The sequence below is a fragment of the Pseudomonas sp. NPDC096917 genome, assembly GCF_044762555.1.
Classification (GTDB): Bacteria; Pseudomonadota; Gammaproteobacteria; order Pseudomonadales; family Pseudomonadaceae; genus Aquipseudomonas.
In genome coordinates, this window is sequence record NZ_JBIWEO010000007.1 from 144,393 (window position 1) to 163,221 (window position 18,829).

Genomic DNA, 18,829 nt, shown 5'->3' on the forward strand with positions numbered 1-18,829 from the left:
CTTTAATACCCTGTGGGAGCGTGCTGCTCGCGATGCAGACGACGCGTTCTATTTGAACGACCGCGCTGATAGCATCGCGAGCAAGCCCGCTCCCACAGTAGATTTAAGGTGTTCGCACACTTAATTAAATTCGTCCCCAACCGGATAACGGCTGGCATTCAGGCTTTCTTTGATTTTGCGCAGGTGCGGCTGGAAATCCACACCGCGGCGCAAGGTCATGCCAGTGGCCAGTACATCCAGCACTGTGAGCTGGATGATGCGCGAGGTCATCGGCATATAGATGTCGGTGTCCTCAGGCAGCGGGATGTTCAGGCTCAAGGTGCTGGCTTTGGCCAGCGGTGAGTTTTCTGCGGTCAGCCCCAGCACCGAGGCGCCATTGGCACGTGCAATGCGTGCCACTTCGACCAGCTCTCGCGTGCGTCCCGTGTAGGAAATAATCACGAACAACTCGCCGGTGTGCGCCACCGAAGCGATCATGCGTTGCATTAAAACGTCTGCGTGGGCTGTGACCGCCAGGTTAAAGCGGAAGAACTTGTGCTGTGCATCCAGTGCGACCGGGGCCGAGGCGCCCAATCCGAAAAAGTGAATCTGACGGGCCTGGATCAACAAGTCGACGGCGCGGCTGATCAGGTTTGGGTCCAGCGCCTGGCAGGCACTGTCCAGCGAGGCAATTGCGCTGCCGAAAATCTTTTGCGTGTAGGCAGCTGGATTATCATCCGCCTCAACCGCGCGGCTCACGTAAGCTGCGCCACTGGCCAGGCTTTGGGCCAGTTGCAGTTTTAACTCCGGGTAGCCGCTGACGCCAAACGAACGGCAAAAGCGATTGACCGTGGGTTCGCTGACCGACGCCGCTTGCGCCAACGCAGCGATACTGAAGCGGGTCGCTTGTTGCGGGTTCTGCAGAATTATTTCTGCCACCTTGCGCTCGGCCTTGTTCAGGTCTTCGAGGCGGCCTTTGATTTGTTCGAGTAAATTTCGCACGCGGTCCATTTATGATCCTTGGGTCGGCGATGCATGAACCGTTCTAAAGCGGTTCGCAAGGTGGCCTATCCTACTGGTGGCCTGTGATGACCACTAGCAGCAATCTGTGTTTTTGAGAAAATGTTGTATTTATTACTACATTTTTCCTTGAGTGATGCCTTGAAAAAAGGTATTTGTAGCTTAACTTGATAAAAGAACCAACATCATGCCTTCGATTACGGTTGAACCGTGCACCTTTGCCTTGTTCGGCGCCTTGGGCGATCTGGCCTTGCGCAAGCTGTTCCCTGCCTTATACCAGCTGGATCGTGCCGGTCTGCTCCATGACGACACGCGCATTCTTGCGTTGGCCCGTGAGTCGGGCGACTCGCTGACGCATCTGGCGCATATCGACAGCCACTTGCGCCTGTATGTCGGCGACAAGGAAATCGAAGATGAAGTAGTCACCCGCTTCCTGGCTCGCCTGAGCTATGTGCATGTGGATTTTCTCAAGTCTGATGACTATCTGCCGTTGGCAGAACTGGCCGGAACCGAACAGCGCCTCATTGCGTACTTCGCTACCCCGGCAGCCGTGTACGGCGCGATCTGCGAGAACCTGTCCAAGGTCGGCCTGACTGAAAACACCCGTGTGGTGCTGGAAAAACCGATTGGTTCAGACCTTGAGTCTTCACGCAAGGTCAACGACGCCGTGGCGAATTTCTTCCCTGAAAATCGCATCTACCGCATCGACCATTACTTGGGCAAAGAGACCGTACAAAACCTGATTGCCCTGCGCTTTGCCAACAGCCTGTTCGAAACCCAGTGGAACCAGCGTTACATCTCCCACGTTGAAATCACCGTGGCCGAGAAAGTCGGCATTGAAGGTCGCTGGGGCTACTTCGACAAAGCTGGCCAACTGCGGGACATGATTCAAAACCACTTGTTGCAGTTGCTGTGCCTGATCGCCATGGACCCGCCTGCGGACTTGTCGGCCGACAGCATTCGCGACGAGAAAGTAAAAGTCCTCAAGGCGTTGGCGCCGATCAGTGCCGAAGGCCTGACCACTCAAGTGGTGCGTGGCCAGTACATCGCCGGTTACAGCGAAGGCCAGCCGGTGCCGGGCTACCTGGAGGAAGAAAACTCCAACACCCAGAGCGATACAGAAACCTTCGTCGCACTGCGAGCCGATATTCGCAACTGGCGTTGGGCAGGGGTGCCGTTCTACCTGCGCACGGGCAAGCGCATGCCACACAAGCTGTCGCAGATCGTGATCCACTTCAAGGAGCCGTCGCACTACATCTTCGCTCCTGAGCAGCGCCTGCAAATCGGCAACAAGCTGACCATCCGCCTGCAGCCGGACGAAGGCATCTCCTTGCGCGTGATGACCAAGGATCAAGGCTTGGACAAAGGCATGCACTTGCGCAGCGGCCCGTTGCAATTGAATTTCTCCGACACTTATCGCAGTGCGCGGATCCCTGATGCCTACGAGCGTTTGTTGCTTGAAGTGATGCGCGGCAACCAGAACCTGTTTGTGCGCAAAGACGAAATTGAAGCGGCATGGAAATGGTGCGACCAGTTGATCGCCGGCTGGAAGAAGTCGGGTGATGCGCCCAAGCCCTACGCGGCGGGCTCCTGGGGACCGATGAGTTCCATAGCACTGATTACACGAGACGGGAGGTCTTGGTATGGCGATATCTGATTTGAAACTGCCGGAAGGTGTCACTGCGCACAGCTTTAATAACCCGGTCGCACTCGCCGAGGGGTTGGCACTAGTGGTTGCCGGGCAACTGAATGATGCGATTGCCAAGCAAGGTGTTGCGACGCTGGTCGTGTCTGGCGGTCGCAGCCCTGTGGCGTTTTTCCAGAACCTGATCAAGCAGCCGGTTGACTGGTCCAAAGTGGTCATCAGCCTGGCTGACGAGCGCTGGGTGCCGGTTGAGCACGCTGACAGCAACGCGGGTTTGTTGAAAAAGAATTTGCTGAAAGGCCCGGCTGCCAAAGCGCAATTTGTGGGGTTGTACAACGTTGCTGCCAACCTTGAAGCGGCCGCCGAGCAGGCGGACCGTGTCTTGGCCGAATTACCGCCAATCGACGTGCTGATTTTGGGCATGGGCGATGATGGGCATACCGCCTCGTTGTTCCCGGGCAGCCCTAACCTGGCTGAAGCGTTGCAATTGGACAATGCGCGTCGTTGCTGGCCGATGCTGGCACCGACCGTGCCGCACCAGCGGTTGAGCATGAGCCGCAGCCTGCTGGCGAGTGCGAAAAACACCGTCCTGTCAATTCAAGGTCAGGCCAAATTGAACACCCTCAACGAAGCGCTGGGCGGCACCGATATTGCCGCCTTGCCGATTCGTGCCTTTCTGCAACCTACGTTAGAGATTTACTGGTGCCCATGAGCCAAGGATCAGCTGCCATGACAACAAGAATTGCCAATGTTTCGATGGCGGAAAAAGTCGCCCTGATCGACGAGCTGTGCGCCAAGGCGCGCATTCTTCCGGTGATTACCATTGCCCGCAAGCAGGACATTCTGCCGTTGGCCGATGCGCTGGCGGCAGGTGGCCTGACCGCCCTGGAAGTCACTTTGCGTTCGGAGTTCGGCCTGGAGGCAATTCGTGTCCTGCGTGATCAGCGCCCTGAGCTGGTCACAGGCGCTGGCACCATCCTGGATCGCCATATGCTGGCAGCGGCTGAAGAAGCCGGTTCGCAATTTATCGTCACGCCGGGCATTACCCGTGATCTGCTTGAAGCCAGCGTCGCCAGCGATATTCCGCTGTTGCCGGGCATCAGCAATGCTTCCGGGATCATGGAAGGTTATGGGCTGGGTTACCGTCGATTCAAACTGTTTCCGGCTGAAGTCAGCGGCGGCGTAGCGGCAATCAAAGCGCTGGGCGGTCCTTTTGGCGAAGTGAAATTCTGCCCTACAGGTGGCGTTGGCCCGTCGAACATCCGCAACTACATGGCGTTGAAAAACGTAATGTGCGTGGGCGGTAGCTGGATGCTCAACAGCGAATGGATCAAGAACGGCGACTGGACCCGCATCCAGGAATGCACCGCCGAGGCCTTGGCGCTGCTGGACTGATCGCGATTTAACGAACTGTGTTGTGTGTTCTACGGTTTTTGGTGCGCTTGGTCGGCGCACCTTTTTTTTGCCTGGGGTTTTAGATCGCCACCTGCGCCAGAGTGGTCGCCAACAAGCGTGTGATCTGTTTTTTGAGCTTAGGCGCCCCCGTAAACCACGCTGGCCGCCTATGGATCCCAATCAAAAGCCTCCTCATCGTGAGGGCGCTTTCAGCCTTGCGACAATTCTCGCAATGCCCTGACCAGCCGCTGAATATCTTCCAGCGTGGTTGCAAATCCGACGGTAATTCGGATGCAACTGCCGCACGCCGAGCCATTGCGCGCGACAGTGAACAGGTTGTAGTCCTTGAGCAAGCGCTCGACCATCGGCTGCTGATCGTCGACATGGGTAAAGCGCATCGAGGTAATGCCGCAGTTCAGGCGCGGGTCCTCAGGTGTGAGCACTTCAATTCCCGGCAATTGGCGCGCTTCGCTCACCCATAACTCGCGCAGGTAGCGCAGTCGATCGCCTTTAGCCTTTGAACCGCCCAGCTCACGGTGTTCCTGTAACACCTTGGGCAAGGTCAGCCAGGCCGGGATGTTGGCGGTGCCGTAGGGGGAGCGGGTGCGAATATCCGGTTCGGGGTAACGTTCGCTGCCCATGTCCGGGTCAATGTCTGTCAGACGCCGGGGGTCGATGTACATAAAGCCCAGCGTCAGCGGCGAGCCAATCCATTTGTGCAGGTTGAAACCGGCAAACGGCACGCCCAGTGCCCGCAGATCAAAATCGATCTGGCCCAAGGCATGTGCGCCATCAAGAACCAGATCCACCCCGTGTGCCTTGGCCAGCTCGGCAATCGCTTGAACGGGCATCACGAGTCCGGTGCGGTGCGTCACATGGGTCAGCGCCATCAGCTTGATACGCGGATAACGTTCGAACGCCTCGCGGTAGCTGGCGATCAGGCTTTCATACGTAGCAGGGTGCGTGTGGGTGATTTGAATAATCTCAAGCCCGCGTTGTTGCGCCACCCAACGCATGGCGTATTCGACGCTGTGATAGTCCAGATCACAGATCAGCAACTGATCGCCGGGCTGTAAGCCGTTGTAGTTGCGAATCACCGATTGCAGAGCATCCGATGCGCAGTGGGTGAGGGCGATGCTCGTGTGCTCAACCCCCAGCAGCTCGGCCAACTGATTGCGGATCTCGATGCTTTGGGTTTCATCGAAGATTTGGCGGACATGCACTGAGTTGCTGCGGTTAATCAAGTCGATATTGCGCTGGTAGTCCTGTGCCACCGTGTGGGTCATGCGCCCGAAGTAGCCATTCTCCAGATTGACCGGCCCTGGTGCTACGTTGTAGCGCTGGGCGATGGCATGCCAAAAGTGTTCGTCGCGAGCGTTCTCTGCGTTCTTTGGCATAAAGCAACTCTATCAATGGCGAGGTTTGGGTTTTCCGTGTTTGGCGCGCAGCGGGTCGAGAAGGTCCGACAGACCGTTATGATCGATCTCTTGCATCAGGGCCAGCAAACCGCCCAATTCACCGTGTGGAAAGCCTTGACGGGCAAACCAGTTCAAGTACTGGCCAGGCAAGTCAGCGATGATTCGGCCTTTGTATTTGCCGAATGGCATTTCGCGGGTCACCAACAGCTCAAGTTTTTCGGGGTTCATTCAACGGCCTTCAGTACGTGCAGCAACAGGATGAAAAATACAGGCATTTTGCATGCAGGCCAATTGACAGATCATGCAAATAAACCGGATACAGATTCTTTGTAATTTAATAAATTATTGATTAATAAGGTTTTTTTAATATCCGAAAAGCTGGCACGAGGACTGCAACCTCTCTTGCACGATCCTCAACTCAGCAAGGAATTGAAAAATGACTGATCTTAATAAAGAAGCCATCTCTGTCCTGAACGATCTGATCGAAACCAGCAAAGATGGTCAGGAAGGTTTCAAAGCCTGTGCCGAAGATATTAAACATCCAGAGCTTAAAGCGCTGTTTGCAAAACGTTCGGCTGAATGCGCCACTGCCGCTGCAGAACTGCAGGCAGAAGTCCGTAAATTGGGCGGTGATCCAGAGACCAGCACCAGTGTGGCTGGTGACCTGCACCGCCGTTGGTTGGACGTGAAGTCGATTTTCACCGGCAAGGGTGAAGAGGCCGTGCTGAACGAAGCCGAGCGCGGTGAAGACCATGCGCTGAAGGCTTATAAAGAAGCACTGGAAAAAATCGCCAAGCACAACCTGGTCGGTATCCGTGATTTGGTTGAGCGTCAGTACCATGGCGTGCAGCGCAATCATGATCAGGTAAAAGCGTTGCGTAACGAAGCTCGCGCTCGTTCTTAAACGTTCAAAGCGAACAAAAAACGCCGGCTCGCCGGCGTTTTTTTATGGGGTGCGATCAGCCAATGCTGATGGCGGGCAACACAGGCAGAGTCACCGTTTGCTGCTTGCGGGGGGCGATGATCTCCGCTTCACCGTCGACCACGATTTCATCGCGCTGGTTAAACACGCGGGTGGCAATGCGCACGCGAAACTTTGGCAGCTTTTCCAGAATTTCCAGGCGCACGGTCAGCGTGTCACCGATTTTTACCGGTTTTTGAAAGCTCATTTGCTGGCCGACATAAATAGTGCCCGGTCCGGGCAGCTCGCAAGCCACGGCAGCGCTGATCAATGCACCGCTGAACATGCCGTGGGCAATGCGCTCTTTGAACATAGTGGCCGCAGCGAATTCCGGGTCGAGGTGCACCGGGTTGTGGTCGCCAGACATAGCCGCAAAAAGCTGAATATCGCGCTCTTCGACGGTTTTGCTGTAGCTGGCAGTCTGGCCGACTTCGAGGGCTTCGTACGGAGTGTTGGTAACCTGAGTCATCTAGCGCATGTCCTGTGACGAGTGTTTGGTTTCAAGAATTTGATTTTAAATTCTTTTTCTAAAATGGGGGTTCGGTTATTCGCTTCGGGGCGGGCGCGAATAGCCCAGCGCCTGATTCAGCCAAGCGATTAGGTCGCCAGTAACTGCGTCGCGGTTGGTTTCATTGAACAGCTCATGCCGCGCTTGCGGGTAAAGATTAAGTTGCAGGTGTTGAATGCCTGCTTTACGTAACGCGTTGTCCAGATCTACCAGACGCTTGCCTTCACTGACCGGGTCACAGGCGCCACCGATGATCAGCACGGGCAGCGCCGAATCAATCTGAGCGAGATTGGACGCTTTGCTGATTTGCTGCAAGCCGCCGAGCAGGTCGATCCACAACTGATTGGTGCAACGAAAGCCACATAAAGGGTCGTTGGCATAAGCATCGACCTCGGCCGGGTCGCGGCTGAGCCAGTCATAACGTGTTCGATTGGGTTTGAAGGCTTTATTAAACGAGCCAAACGATAGCCACTCGATCAATGCACTGCGACCTTTAGGGCCCTGACGCCAGCGCTCGAAGCGCGCGATCAGGCTGGCGCTGCGGTACAAGGCAACCGGCTGGCAGTTCGAGGCACTGAGAATGGCGCCCTGCAGGCTGGCGCTGTGGTGCAGCAGATAGGCTTGAGCGATGTAGCTGCCCATGCTGTGGCCGAGCAGAAAGACCGGTATGTCTGGGTGTGCCTGGCAGATGTGCTGATTAAGGCTCGCCACATCGCTGACCACCGCGCACCAACCATCTTCATCAGCGTAATACCCCAGCGTCCCGCGTTCGGCGGTTTTGCCGTGGCCGCGCTGGTCGTGGGCATACACCCCAAAACCAGCCTCGCACAAGGCCTGGCCCAGGCGGGCGTATCGACCACTGTGCTCTGCCATGCCATGCGCCACCAGGATAATGGCCTTGGGCTTACCCTCAGGTAGCCACTGGTTAACGAAAAGACCCGTCCGGTCATTCGCCTCCAGCCAAAAGGTTTCATGGGTCATGACAATTCCTTTGCACAGTGTCGTAGCAGTGTATAGCGCATTCGTAGGGTAGCCAGTCCCCAAGCTAAATAGCAGTAATAAGATTCAAGATGTAAATGGCGAAGATCGCCTTATTTGCCTACTACTTGATAACTGTTAACGTCCGGATGCTGTGCTTTTACTGCATCACACATGCAGTCAGACATGCTCAGGTAAGAGGATAAAAACAATGCAACCTGATTTCTGGAATGACAAACGCCCCGCAGGCGTCCCGTTGGACATTGACATGACGGCCTTTACGTCGGTGGTTGATGTCTTTGAACGCTCCTGCAAGAAGTTCGCAGATCGTCCTGCTTTCAGTAACCTGGGGGTCACCCTTACCTATGCCGAGCTTGAGCGGCACAGCGCGGCATTTGCCGGTTACCTGCAACAGCACACCGACCTCAAGCCCGGTGATCGCATCGCCGTACAAATGCCCAACGTTCTTCAATACCCGATCGCTGTATTCGGGGCGCTGCGTGCAGGGCTGGTGGTGGTCAATACCAACCCGCTGTACACCTCGCGCGAGATGCGCCACCAGTTCAAGAGTGCGGGAATTCGTGCGCTGGTATACCTAAACATGTTTGGCAAGCGCGTGCAGGAAGTGGTCGAAGACACAGCGATCGACTATCTGATTGAAGCGAAAATGGGCGACCTGATGCCCGCCGCAAAAGGCTGGATCACTAACCTGGTGGTCGACAAGGTTAAAAAGCTCGTGCCTTCATACCGCCTGCCACAGGCCATTCCCTTTAAAAGCGTATTGCAGCGGGGTGCCGGGCACGCCATCCGGCCTTTGCAAGTGAGGCTCGATGACATCGCTGTCCTGCAATACACCGGGGGTACCACCGGCTTGCCAAAAGGCGCGATGCTGACCCACGGCAATCTGGTCGCCAACATGCAGCAGATTCGAGGTTGCCTCTCACAGCTCGCGGCAGATGGCTTGCCGCTGCTCAAAGAGGGCCAGGAAGTGATGATTGCGCCCCTGCCGCTTTACCACATCTATGCTTTCACAGCCAATTGCCTGTGCATGATGGTGACCGGCAATCACAACGTCTTGATCACCAACCCGCGCGACATCAAAGGTTTTATCAAGGAGCTGAAGAACTGGCGATTTACCGCACTATTGGGCCTCAACACCTTGTTTGTAGCGCTCATGGACCATCCCGATTTCAAGACCCTGGACTTTTCTCACTTCAAACTCACTAACTCGGGCGGTACGGCGCTGGTCAAGGCCACCGCAGAGCGTTGGGAAAAACTCACCGGTTGCCGCATCGTTGAAGGCTACGGTTTGACCGAAACTTCGCCGGTGGCCAGTACCAACCCATACGGTATTCAAGCCCGGTTGGGCACAGTGGGCATGCCGGTGCCGGGCTCAATCATGAAAGTCATCAACGATGACGGGATTGAACTGGGGCTGGGCGAGCGCGGAGAACTCTGCGTCAAAGGCCCGCAAGTGATGAAAGGCTACTGGAAAAACCCGCAAGCGACGGCCGAAGTACTGGATGCCGAGGGGTGGTTCAAGACGGGCGATATTGCAGTGATTGATCCTGATGGTTTTGTGCGCATTGTTGATCGCAAAAAAGACCTGATTATCGTCTCGGGTTTTAACGTGTACCCCAATGAAATCGAAGACATTGTGATGGCTCACCCCAAGGTGGCGAACTGTGCGGTCATCGGTGTGCCTGACGAACGGACAGGCGAGGCGGTCAAGCTGTTCGTTGTGCCTCGCGCAGACGGAGTGAGCGTCGAAGAGCTTAAAGCGTTCTGCAAAGACAATTTCACAGGCTACAAAGTACCCAAACAGATCGTTGTGCGTGATTCGTTACCCATGACTCCGGTTGGCAAGATATTGCGCCGTGAGTTACGAGATACCGTCTGATTCGTTCAGCCAGGCGACAAACGCCCGCGTGCTTTTGGCAGGTGGGCGTTTTTATTGATCAATAAAACAGTCGAAAATGTTCTCAATGCTCGCTGTAAACCCCCGTTTAGAGAGGTTTTGACTGTAATAGAGTTTAAGCTCTAATGGTGACTTAGGATTGTAGGACAGTCAGAAAGGTGACGCCGAGGCCTGTTTTTGGCTCTAGGCGACCTCTGGCAAAGCTGCTACTCTCGGCGCGCTTTGTGACTTCTCGGTAAGTAAAAGCCAGAATTATCCATTACAAAAATCAAACAAATAATAACCGCATCAAATGCGGTGAAGAATTCGCGCTGAGGAGTGGGCTTCCATGATTGAAGACTTTTGGAAGGATAAGTACCCAGCTGGGATTGCTGCTGAAATCAATGCTGACGAATACCCAAATATTCAGACGGTATTGCGCCAATCTTGCCAACGTTTCGCCGACAAACCGGCCTTCAGTAACCTCGGCAAAACCATCACTTACGGTGAGCTCTACGAGCTGTCAGGCGCATTTGCGGCCTGGTTGCAGCAACACACCGACCTGCAGCCCGGCGACCGTATCGCTGTTCAGTTGCCCAATGTGCTGCAATACCCCATCGCTGTGTTCGGAGCCATCCGCGCCGGCTTGATTGTGGTTAACACCAACCCGCTTTACACCGCGCGGGAAATGGAACACCAATTTAATGACTCCGGCGCCAAGGCGCTGGTATGCCTGGCGAACATGGCGCATCTGGCCGAAAAGGTCGTGCCCCAGACCTCAGTCAAGCATGTGATCGTCACCGAAGTGGCTGACCTGCTGTCGCCCTTCAAACGCCTGCTGATCAACAGTGTCATTAAGTACGTGAAGAAAATGGTCCCGGCGTACCACTTGCCTAAAGCCATCAAGTTCAACGACGCACTGAGCAAGGGCCATGGCCAGCCGGTCAATGAGGCCAACCCGGCCAGCAATGATGTTGCTGTACTTCAATACACGGGCGGCACCACGGGTGTGGCCAAAGGCGCGATGCTGACCCATCGCAACCTGATTGCCAACATGTTGCAGTGCAAGGCGTTGATGGGTTCCAACCTCAATGAAGGGTGTGAAATCCTGATTACCCCATTGCCGCTGTACCACATCTACGCATTTACCTTTCATTGCATGGCGATGATGTTGCTGGGCAACCACAACATCCTGATCAGCAATCCGCGCGATTTGCCGGCGATGGTCAAAGAACTGTCGAAGTGGAAGTTCACCGGCTTTGTCGGGCTCAACACCCTGTTTGTGGCGCTGTGCAACAGCGATGCATTCCGCAAGCTCGATTTCTCGTCCCTGAAGGTCACATTGTCGGGCGGCATGGCATTGCAGCTGTCGGTGGCTGAACGCTGGAAAACCGTGACCGGATGCCCGATTTGCGAAGGTTACGGCATGACTGAAACCAGCCCGGTGGCATCGGTAAACCCGATTCAGAACATCCAGATCGGCACCATCGGCATTCCAATGCCTTCGACCTTATGCAAAGTAATCAACGATGCGGGCGAAGAACTGCCATTGGGTGAAGTCGGTGAGCTGTGTATCAAAGGCCCGCAAGTCATGAAAGGTTATTGGCAGCGTCCTGATGCAACGGCCGAAATCATGGACAGCGAAGGTTGGTTGAAGTCCGGTGATATTGCGATCATCCAGCCTGATGGCTACATGCGCATTGTCGACCGTAAAAAAGACATGATCCTGGTGTCGGGCTTCAATGTGTATCCGAACGAACTTGAAGATGTGATGGCCTCGTTGCCGGGCGTGCTGCAATCCGCAGCTATCGGCATTCCCGATGAAAAGACCGGTGAAGTGATCAAGGTATACATCGTGGTCAAGCCGGGGATGACCCTGACCAAAGAACAGGTCATGGCCCACATGCGCGCCAATCTGACCGCCTATAAAGCGCCGAAGATTATCGAGTTCCGTGAGAGCCTGCCGACAACTAACGTAGGCAAAATCTTGCGCCGTGAATTACGTGATGAAGAATTGAAAAAACTGGGCCTAAAAAAGTAACCGTGCCCAGACACGACGAAGCCCCGCATTGCGGGGCTTCGTCGTTTTTGCAGGGATCACACGTTTGTCTGTAGGGGCGAGCTTGCTCGCGAGGGTATCTGCGCGATTTAACAGACAAACCGCATAGCCTGCATTGCGGGCAAGCCCGGCACCCACTGATCCGTAATCGCCACAAGATTTACGTGTTACCGCTGATGGGCAAATCGGTCTTTAGACCAGCGTCATTTACTTCTGCAAAAACTGCGCAAAATTGACGCCGGTCCCTGTCGGACGTACGTCCTGCAGGAAGGAGTCCTTGTCCGCGCTCAGCTCAAGGCTCATGGTCGGCGTACGTTTGTGCGTCGCGCGCACCACCATGCCCTCGCGTTTTTCACGCAGGAAAGCCGTGGTGATCTTCAAATGCAGCAACTCATCGGTGCTCGGGGTGTGCAGCAGCAGGTGCACCCATTCGTATTGACCGATGGCCAGACGAGCCAGCGGAATATCGAACCACCAAATGTTCTTGTTGGTGTTCAGTGTGGCGAAATGGCAGTTGTTGACGCCAAGCACTGCGCCGCCAAGTTCCTGGTTTCTGCGGGCAATGGCCTGCTTTTTATCGAGTTTCATAACCTTCCTACAATTGCGGATCTTCAGCGCCATGGCCTGAATACGTTGCGCATTCTCGGGGGTTAGCGGGCAAACATAAAGCTCAACCTGCGCCGAACGTCGAAATGAGCCCCAGAAAATAAATGAAACTCTACGCGATGAGAATGGGTCAACCCTTATGTCGAGGTAATGACATCCGAAATTTCATCAGGAGAAATCCCATGAGCAGCACTGGCGATAAGATCAAAGGCAAAGCGAACGAAGCAGTCGGTAATGTCAAACAAACGATTGGCAAGGCCACCGACAATGACAAACTGCGCGCAGAGGGCAAGGCTCAGGAACTCAAAGGCGAAGGGCAGCAGGCCGTCGGCAAGGCCAAAGATGCGGTGAAGAAAACCATCGACAAAGCTTGATGGGTTCACTTGTCACAGCGCCATAACGGTCACCTTTTGGGTGGCCGTTTTTACAGATTTGGCGGTTATTAAATGTTTCCAGAGTCGCCAGCTAGACTACTTTTGAGGTAAAACCCCCCTTGCCTTGACTCGTAGGAGGGCGTGTTGAACCCAATGTTTAAGCGGCGAAAGGAGACGCTATGTTTTTTCCGGTCTTGAAGGGCCTGCCGTTAGGCAAAGTATTAGTTCGCACAGTCAAAGAGTTTATCGACGATGAAATGTCGACCTATGCCTCTGCGCTGGCCTATCAAATGCTCTTCTCGCTGTTTCCGTTCATCCTGTTTCTAATTGCCCTGATCGGCTTTTTGCATTTACCCGATTTCTTCTCCTGGCTGCGTTTGCAATCGGAACTGGTGCTGCCGCCTCAGGCGCTGGAGCAAGTCAATCCGGTGATCGACCAATTGCAGCAGTCCAAGGGCGGGTTGCTCTCGGTCGGTATCGTGATCGCGTTGTGGACTGCCTCGGCCAGTGTGCGTCTGATGATGAGCGCGATGAATGCGGCCTATGACGTGGTTGAAGGACGTCCGGCCTGGAAGCGTTTTCCACTGTCGATTTTCTACACCATTGGTCTGGCTGGCATGCTTCTGGCTGCCGCTGCGCTGATGGTGCTCGGCCCGCAAGTGATGAGCTGGCTGGCGGGCCAGGTGGGCCTTGAAGAGTTTGTGGTCACGCTGTGGACCATTCTGCGCTGGCCGGTGATCATCTTGTTGCTGATGATAGCCGTAGCCGTCATCTACTACGTAATGCCCGATGTCGAGCAGAAGTTTCGCTTTATTACGCCAGGCTCGGTGCTGGCCGTAGTGGTCTGGATTATGGCCTCGCTGGGTTTTGCTTTTTATGTCAAAACATTTGCCGATTACAACGCCATGTATGGCAGCATCGGCGCAATTATTGTGCTGTTGCTGTACTTCTATATTTCGGCAGCCGTGCTGTTGCTGGGCGCTGAAATGAACGCTGTGATTGAACACATGTCATCTGAAGGCAAGGACTCGGGTGAAAAAACATTCGATGAGCATGAAGAACACGGTGAGTCCGATGATGCCGAGGCCAAACAACATGTGTCCGGCCTGGGGCGTGACCACTCCCTTAAACCTAATTGCGATGAAGCCTGATCATGATTCGTGAAATTTTGAAAATGGGCGATGAGCGCCTGCTGCGGGTTGCTCAGCCAGTACCCAATGAGATGTTTGATACGCCAGAACTCTGGCAATTGATCGATGACATGCTGCAGACCATGGAACACGCCGGTGGTGTGGGCCTGGCAGCTCCGCAAATCGGGGTGGACCTGCAATTGGTCATCTTCGGCTTCGAGCACAGCGAGCGTTATCCGGATGCAGAGGCCGTGCCGCAAACCATCCTCATTAACCCGCTGATCACTGCGTTGAGTCCCGCGGTCGAAGAGGACTGGGAAGGCTGCTTGTCAGTGCCGGGGCTGCGCGGGACCGTTGAGCGTTTTCAGAAGATCCGTTACGAAGGTTTCACTCCCAAAGGTGAGCCGATCGTACGCGTGGCCGAGGGTTTTCATGCGCGGGTGGTGCAGCATGAATGCGATCACCTAATCGGTCGTTTGTATCCGTCCCGGATCAAGGATTTCAACAAGTTCGGTTTTATCGAAGTGCTGTTTCCGGAACTTGAGCCAGGCACTAAAGAGTAGGTTTCAGGCCCATCGCTATCATCGCCTTGTTGCGCTGATAGCGCACCAGGCGCTCATGCAATACCTGGGGCAAGTCGGTATCCAGGCTGAACCCCAGCCGTTCATAGAACCCTTGCAGCTCAGGGTTGCAGAATAGCCAGACCGGTCCCTCACAAGACGCGGCCGCAGCATCCACCAATGCAGCGGCTATCCCACGCCCGCGCATCGCGGGTGCGACAAATAACCCGGTCAACCAGTGACCGTGGGCTGTGGCACGCAAACACAAGCCGGCGACAATCTCTTCCTGGCGAGCTACCCACAATTGCGCGTCTTTACTCGCCTTCATCGACGACTGGTGAGTGCGATAAAACTTGTTCATGAGTGGCCACAGCGGCGCTTCGAGCGGGGCGTAAACAAGGGGGGTCATGAAGTCCACAGGCTTTGATAACGGATGCGCAGTATATACACGTACACCGGGTAATTTGGGCACGTTGTTGAATGGGGTAGAGCATATTTATTCGCAATTAAAATGGGTAAAGCCTCATTCATATTTGAATAACTGGTTTTAAATCATAGTTAGGCTGCCATCAGTGTTATACCTGTGGTCACATCCCTGAACAGTGGAGCGCACGCAATGGCCAAAGGTATGGATTCAAAGAAAGCGGCTAAGAAAAAACCTGCCAAAACAGCCGATGAAAAACGCGCTGACAAAAAAACCAAAAAATCCGAAGCCGGATTATTTGGCCATTGATTGATCCTGCACAAGCCCAACTCCCGGGCTTGTGCTTCTATTGCTTACGCATCATCCCTTTGGCGTAACTTCTTGTTGTGAGCGTTTCGTCGCGGCTTGCTGGCAATTGGCTTGCACCCTGTTGTTGTCTGTCTATGCTTTAAGCACAAGGGGCTTAATGCACAATGACTTCCCCCTGAATGAGTGCCACGCGAACAGTAAGCGGTTAAATCGCGAGTGGTTTCGTGAGCCTTGAAATCATCGATTCACCAATAAGCAGCATCTTCAGGGGTTGAGTCATGTTTAATTTACATCGCAAAGCCGACTTGCTTGAGAACCAACGCCTTAGCTGCTCTTTGGATGATTTGAAGGCCAAATTAATGGCCGTCAGCCGTTCAATGGCGATAATCGAATTCAGCCCCGAAGGCATCATTCTTGACGCCAACGATAACTTTTGCCGAGTGATGGGCTACAGCGCTGACGAGATTCGCGGCAAGCATCACCGCCTTTTTTGTGAAGACGCCTACCAGCGTGGAATCGAATATGCCCAGTTCTGGAAAAGCCTGGCGAATGGCGTCCCTCTAAGCGGGACTTTTTTACGACTGGACAAAGCGGGGCGCGAGATCTGGCTCGAAGCCAGTTACATGCCGATTACCGATGCAAACCGTCAGGTAACCAGCGTGATCAAAGTGGCTGCCGACATTACCGACAGGATCAATAAGGAACATGAGAATCAGAGCATCGTGAATGCCCTGAGTCGCTCCATGGCCATGATCGAATTTTCACCCGATGGCCGGGTCATCCATGCCAACCAGAACTTTCTCGACACCCTGCATTACTCATTGGCAGAAATTGTGGGGCAGCACCACAGCATGTTTTGCCGGCGCAGTGAGTCTGAATCAGCCGAGTACAAAGCCTTTTGGGCCTCCCTCAATCGTGGTGTATACCATTCCCGACGCTTTGAGCGGGTCGATAAATATGGCCATACGGTATTCCTGGAAGCCTCCTACAACCCGATATTCGACGCCAAGGGGCGTCTGTACAAAGTGGTGAAGTTCGCCAGCGACATCACGGCGCAAGTCACTAATCTGCAAACGGCTGCCGAGTCAGCCCACGCCACGTCAGTCCAAAACGACGCGTGCGCGCAGAAAGGTTCGCAGGTGGTTCAACAAACAGTGCAAACCATCGAGGCCATTTCCAAAGATCTCAACGAGGCTGCGCAAAGTATCGACGCGGTGAGCAAGCAATCCGACATCATCGGCAAAATTGTGCAGACCATTCGCGGCATCGCCGATCAAACCAACCTGCTGGCGCTCAATGCGGCCATTGAAGCGGCCCGAGCGGGTGAGCATGGACGAGGTTTTGCGGTGGTGGCAGACGAAGTCCGAAGTCTGGCGGCGCGCACCAGTGCGGCGACCGTGGAGATTGTCGAGGTGGTGCGCAAAAACCATGACCTATCGCTGAGCGCGGTGACCAGCATGCAATCCAGTTTGAGCCGAACCGGGCTGGGGGTTTCGTTGGCCAACGAAGCGGGTGAAGCGATTCTGGAAATCCAGCAAGGCTCCAAACACGTGGTCGACGCCATCAGCCAGTTCAACTCGACGCTGCAAATAAACTAGCCTTAAAACCCTGTGTCTTTATGAGGGATTACCCTGCGTTGGAACTGCCGCAGGCTGTGATCTTTTGAGGTTCAAGATCAGAAAAGCGCAGCCCGGTTTTAACAGGCTGCAAGCCAGCATGCAGACTGCAGTCGGGGGCGGGCGGACAACGATTGCCGCTCAGCGGCCACCTTAGGTGCTTTCACGCAACATCAACTCAAAGCCCATGTCTTGCACCGGCTGTTGCACCTTGTTTCCGGCCATCAGGGTGAGCATTTGTTCAGCGGCGCGACGGCCAATGGCTTCTCGGGGAGTCCGAATGCTGCTGAGGCGCGGCACCATGAACTCGGAGGAGGGCAGGTCGTTGAAGCCCAGAATGGAAATTTGCTCCGGAATTTTGATCCCGATACGGGCGGCTTCTAGCAAGGCTCCGTGGGCAAGGTCATCGTTACCAAAAAAGATCGCATCCACCTGCGGGTGGCTGGCCAGTAACTGCAAGAACAGTTCACCGCCCAGGCCCACCGATGACGGTCGTGGCGTCAGCACTTCAAGGTCGGGGTTGTACAAATCAGCTTCCTGCAGGGCGCGGCGGTAACCTTCGCCGCGCAAGAGGGTGCGTTGATCGAGCTGAGCGCCGATGTAGGCCAATTGGCGGCGCCCGCGTGAGATCAAATGCCGGGCAGCGGTTTCGCCCGCTTTTAATTGCGAGAATCCGACGCAGTTCAGGCCGGCGCCTGCATCCAGCTCCATCATGTACACGCAGGGCGTATTGCTCGCTTCAATCATGCGACGTGAGCTTTCCGAGCGGTCAAAGCCTGTCAGCAACAGGCCACGCGGCTGGTAAGCCATGTAGTTGCGCAGCAGGTTCTCTTCTTCATCGCGAGAGTAGTGATAGTTGCCGATCAGCACTTCAAAGCCTTTCGGGCGCAACACATCGTGTATCGCTTCGAGGGTGTCGATAAACAGCAGGTTGGATAATGACGGGACCAGCACCACCACCGAGTGGCTTTGCGCCGAAGCCAGCGCCCGAGCGGCCGGGTTGACCACGTAGTTCAGCTCATCGGCTGCCAAGCGCACCTTTTCTGACAGTTCCGTGGCTACGCTGCTGATACCGCGCAGGGCACGCGAGGCGGTAATCGGGCTGACGCCGGCAAGGCGTGCCACCTCATTGAGTGTGGGGCGACCCGTGGTGCGGGGGTTTTTATCGTTTTTAGAAGAGGTCATCGGGGGTGGCTTGCCAAACAAAAAACAAGTCACTAAGGTAGCGCTGTCCTTGTCTGTCGGCAATTGCCTGATTGTCTGTAGGACTATTCAATATCTTTGTATGTCGAGAGCGTCACGGCGTCTCCCCATAAAAACGAGAAATAGACGTCGGTAGCCTGGTCTTTGTGCTTTGCTTTCAAGTATTGAACGCAATGACAAAGACAGCGCTGTCTACGGACTGAGGTGTTTCATGAGTCAACCTATCACCGCCCTGGTCATCATGGGGGTTGCCGGCTGCGGCAAGTCCAGCGTGAGCCAGGCGTTGTGCCAGCTTAATGGTGCGACCCCGATTGAAGGCGATGCGTTTCACCCTGCGGCCAACATTGAAAAAATGAGCGCCGGTATTCCCCTGACTGACGAAGACCGTGCTGGCTGGCTAGACAGCTTGTGCGATGCATTGCGCGCGGCGGTTGCTCGCGGCCAGCGCCCGGTCTTGACCTGTTCGGCGCTAAAACTGCGTTATCGCGAGCGTTTGCGTGGTGCTGTTGATGGCCTGGGTTTCGTGTTTTTGGAACTGACGCCGCAAGTGGCTGCTGACCGAGTGGCTCATCGTCCGGGGCACTTTATGCCCAAGACGCTGATTGACAGCCAGTTCGACGCCCTTGAGTCGCCGAGCCAGGAACCTTTAGTGCTGACACTGAACGCGGCAGAGCTGGATATTGACCAGTTGGCGGTCAAAGCCCGTGATTGGTGGCGTGAACACTCTTTGCTGGCCACCTCATGATT

The 18,829-nt window shown here is 54.9% G+C and carries 18 protein-coding genes and 2 pseudogenes; 12 read left to right on the forward strand and 8 right to left on the reverse strand.

Going from position 1 to position 18,829, the window contains the following annotated elements:
- Window positions 1-120: 120 nt before the first annotated feature.
- On the reverse strand, window positions 121-981 hold the full coding sequence (locus ACIQYF_RS10410) for a MurR/RpiR family transcriptional regulator (RefSeq protein WP_169845242.1): 861 nt from the start codon (window positions 979-981) through the stop codon (window positions 121-123).
- A gap of 205 nt (window positions 982-1,186) precedes the next feature.
- Between ACIQYF_RS10410 and zwf the strand changes: the two genes are divergently transcribed.
- Genes zwf through ACIQYF_RS10425 form a run of 3 tightly spaced genes read left to right on the forward strand, consistent with a single transcriptional unit; the run spans window position 1,187 to window position 4,039 of the window.
- Entirely contained in the window at window positions 1,187-2,656 is a 1,470-nt protein-coding gene (zwf, locus tag ACIQYF_RS10415; protein WP_402860520.1) for a glucose-6-phosphate dehydrogenase, read from the forward strand.
- Complete coding sequence (pgl, locus tag ACIQYF_RS10420) at window positions 2,643-3,356, forward strand: 6-phosphogluconolactonase (protein ID WP_402860523.1); 714 nt, start codon at window positions 2,643-2,645, stop codon at window positions 3,354-3,356. Before zwf ends, pgl begins: the two co-directional genes overlap by 14 nt.
- Before the next feature lie 17 nt (window positions 3,357-3,373).
- The gene (locus ACIQYF_RS10425) at window positions 3,374-4,039 is read left to right on the forward strand and encodes a bifunctional 4-hydroxy-2-oxoglutarate aldolase/2-dehydro-3-deoxy-phosphogluconate aldolase (RefSeq protein ID WP_402860526.1); all 666 of its coding nucleotides are present in this window, start codon (window positions 3,374-3,376) and stop codon (window positions 4,037-4,039) included.
- A gap of 209 nt (window positions 4,040-4,248) precedes the next feature.
- Here ACIQYF_RS10425 and ACIQYF_RS10430 read toward each other — a convergent pair whose 3' ends face one another.
- Together ACIQYF_RS10430 and ACIQYF_RS10435 are read right to left on the reverse strand one after the other, a co-directional pair.
- Window positions 4,249-5,436: an aminotransferase class V-fold PLP-dependent enzyme gene (locus ACIQYF_RS10430; RefSeq protein ID WP_402860529.1), complete on the reverse strand. Its 1,188-nt coding sequence runs from the start codon at window positions 5,434-5,436 to the stop codon at window positions 4,249-4,251.
- A 12-nt stretch (window positions 5,437-5,448) separates the two neighbouring features.
- On the reverse strand, window positions 5,449-5,685 hold the full coding sequence (locus tag ACIQYF_RS10435) for a DUF3820 family protein (protein WP_150643894.1): 237 nt from the start codon (window positions 5,683-5,685) through the stop codon (window positions 5,449-5,451).
- A gap of 208 nt (window positions 5,686-5,893) precedes the next feature.
- On the opposite strand from ACIQYF_RS10435, the gene ACIQYF_RS10440 reads away from it, so the two are divergent.
- Entirely contained in the window at window positions 5,894-6,361 is a 468-nt protein-coding gene (locus tag ACIQYF_RS10440) for a PA2169 family four-helix-bundle protein (RefSeq protein WP_402860533.1), read from the forward strand.
- A 55-nt stretch (window positions 6,362-6,416) separates the two neighbouring features.
- Here ACIQYF_RS10440 and ACIQYF_RS10445 read toward each other — a convergent pair whose 3' ends face one another.
- Both ACIQYF_RS10445 and ACIQYF_RS10450 read right to left on the reverse strand, forming a co-directional pair.
- Window positions 6,417-6,887: a MaoC family dehydratase gene (locus ACIQYF_RS10445; RefSeq protein WP_019410617.1), complete on the reverse strand. Its 471-nt coding sequence runs from the start codon at window positions 6,885-6,887 to the stop codon at window positions 6,417-6,419.
- Window positions 6,888-6,962: 75 nt separating this feature from the next.
- Window positions 6,963-7,907, reverse strand: a complete 945-nt coding sequence (locus ACIQYF_RS10450) for a lysophospholipase (RefSeq protein WP_402860537.1) — start codon at window positions 7,905-7,907, stop codon at window positions 6,963-6,965.
- A 208-nt stretch (window positions 7,908-8,115) separates the two neighbouring features.
- Between ACIQYF_RS10450 and fadD2 the strand changes: the two genes are divergently transcribed.
- Both fadD2 and fadD1 read left to right on the forward strand, forming a co-directional pair.
- Window positions 8,116-9,804: a long-chain-fatty-acid--CoA ligase FadD2 gene (gene fadD2 / locus ACIQYF_RS10455; RefSeq protein WP_402860540.1), complete on the forward strand. Its 1,689-nt coding sequence runs from the start codon at window positions 8,116-8,118 to the stop codon at window positions 9,802-9,804.
- 346 nt (window positions 9,805-10,150) lie between these two features.
- A complete protein-coding gene (gene fadD1 / locus ACIQYF_RS10460) occupies window positions 10,151-11,842 on the forward strand; it encodes a long-chain-fatty-acid--CoA ligase FadD1 (protein WP_402860543.1) in 1,692 nt (563 codons plus the stop codon).
- A 225-nt stretch (window positions 11,843-12,067) separates the two neighbouring features.
- Here the strand turns inward: fadD1 and ACIQYF_RS10465 are convergent, their stop codons facing one another.
- The gene (locus ACIQYF_RS10465; RefSeq protein WP_402860792.1) at window positions 12,068-12,448 is read right to left on the reverse strand and encodes a hypothetical protein; all 381 of its coding nucleotides are present in this window, start codon (window positions 12,446-12,448) and stop codon (window positions 12,068-12,070) included.
- A gap of 200 nt (window positions 12,449-12,648) precedes the next feature.
- On the opposite strand from ACIQYF_RS10465, the gene ACIQYF_RS10470 reads away from it, so the two are divergent.
- The 3 genes from ACIQYF_RS10470 to def all read left to right on the forward strand — a co-directional run bounded on the left by ACIQYF_RS10470 (window position 12,649) and on the right by def (window position 14,533).
- Window positions 12,649-12,840: a CsbD family protein gene (locus tag ACIQYF_RS10470; RefSeq protein WP_402860546.1), complete on the forward strand. Its 192-nt coding sequence runs from the start codon at window positions 12,649-12,651 to the stop codon at window positions 12,838-12,840.
- Window positions 12,841-13,019: 179 nt separating this feature from the next.
- Entirely contained in the window at window positions 13,020-13,991 is a 972-nt protein-coding gene (locus ACIQYF_RS10475; protein WP_402860549.1) for a YihY/virulence factor BrkB family protein, read from the forward strand.
- A gap of 2 nt (window positions 13,992-13,993) precedes the next feature.
- On the forward strand, window positions 13,994-14,533 hold the full coding sequence (gene def / locus ACIQYF_RS10480) for a peptide deformylase (protein ID WP_402860552.1): 540 nt from the start codon (window positions 13,994-13,996) through the stop codon (window positions 14,531-14,533).
- Here the strand turns inward: def and ACIQYF_RS10485 are convergent.
- The gene (locus ACIQYF_RS10485; RefSeq protein ID WP_402860555.1) at window positions 14,523-14,939 is read right to left on the reverse strand and encodes a GNAT family N-acetyltransferase; all 417 of its coding nucleotides are present in this window, start codon (window positions 14,937-14,939) and stop codon (window positions 14,523-14,525) included. The genes def and ACIQYF_RS10485 overlap by 11 nt on opposite strands.
- 701 nt (window positions 14,940-15,640) lie before the next feature.
- Here ACIQYF_RS10485 and ACIQYF_RS10490 point away from each other — a divergent pair.
- A pseudogene (locus tag ACIQYF_RS10490) lies at window positions 15,641-16,312 on the forward strand (PAS domain-containing protein); the annotation flags it as partial.
- Window positions 16,313-16,432: 120 nt separating this feature from the next.
- Window positions 16,433-16,861, forward strand: a pseudogene (locus tag ACIQYF_RS10495) (methyl-accepting chemotaxis protein); the annotation flags it as partial.
- A gap of 171 nt (window positions 16,862-17,032) precedes the next feature.
- Here the strand turns inward: ACIQYF_RS10495 and ACIQYF_RS10500 are convergent.
- On the reverse strand, window positions 17,033-18,064 hold the full coding sequence (locus tag ACIQYF_RS10500) for a LacI family DNA-binding transcriptional regulator (RefSeq protein ID WP_402860558.1): 1,032 nt from the start codon (window positions 18,062-18,064) through the stop codon (window positions 17,033-17,035).
- Between the two features lie 229 nt (window positions 18,065-18,293).
- Here ACIQYF_RS10500 and ACIQYF_RS10505 point away from each other — a divergent pair, with 229 nt between their 5' ends.
- Window positions 18,294-18,827 (forward strand): gluconokinase, encoded by a 534-nt coding sequence (locus tag ACIQYF_RS10505; protein ID WP_402860561.1) that lies wholly within the window; start codon window positions 18,294-18,296, stop codon window positions 18,825-18,827.
- The last annotated feature ends 2 nt before the right edge of the window (window positions 18,828-18,829 follow it).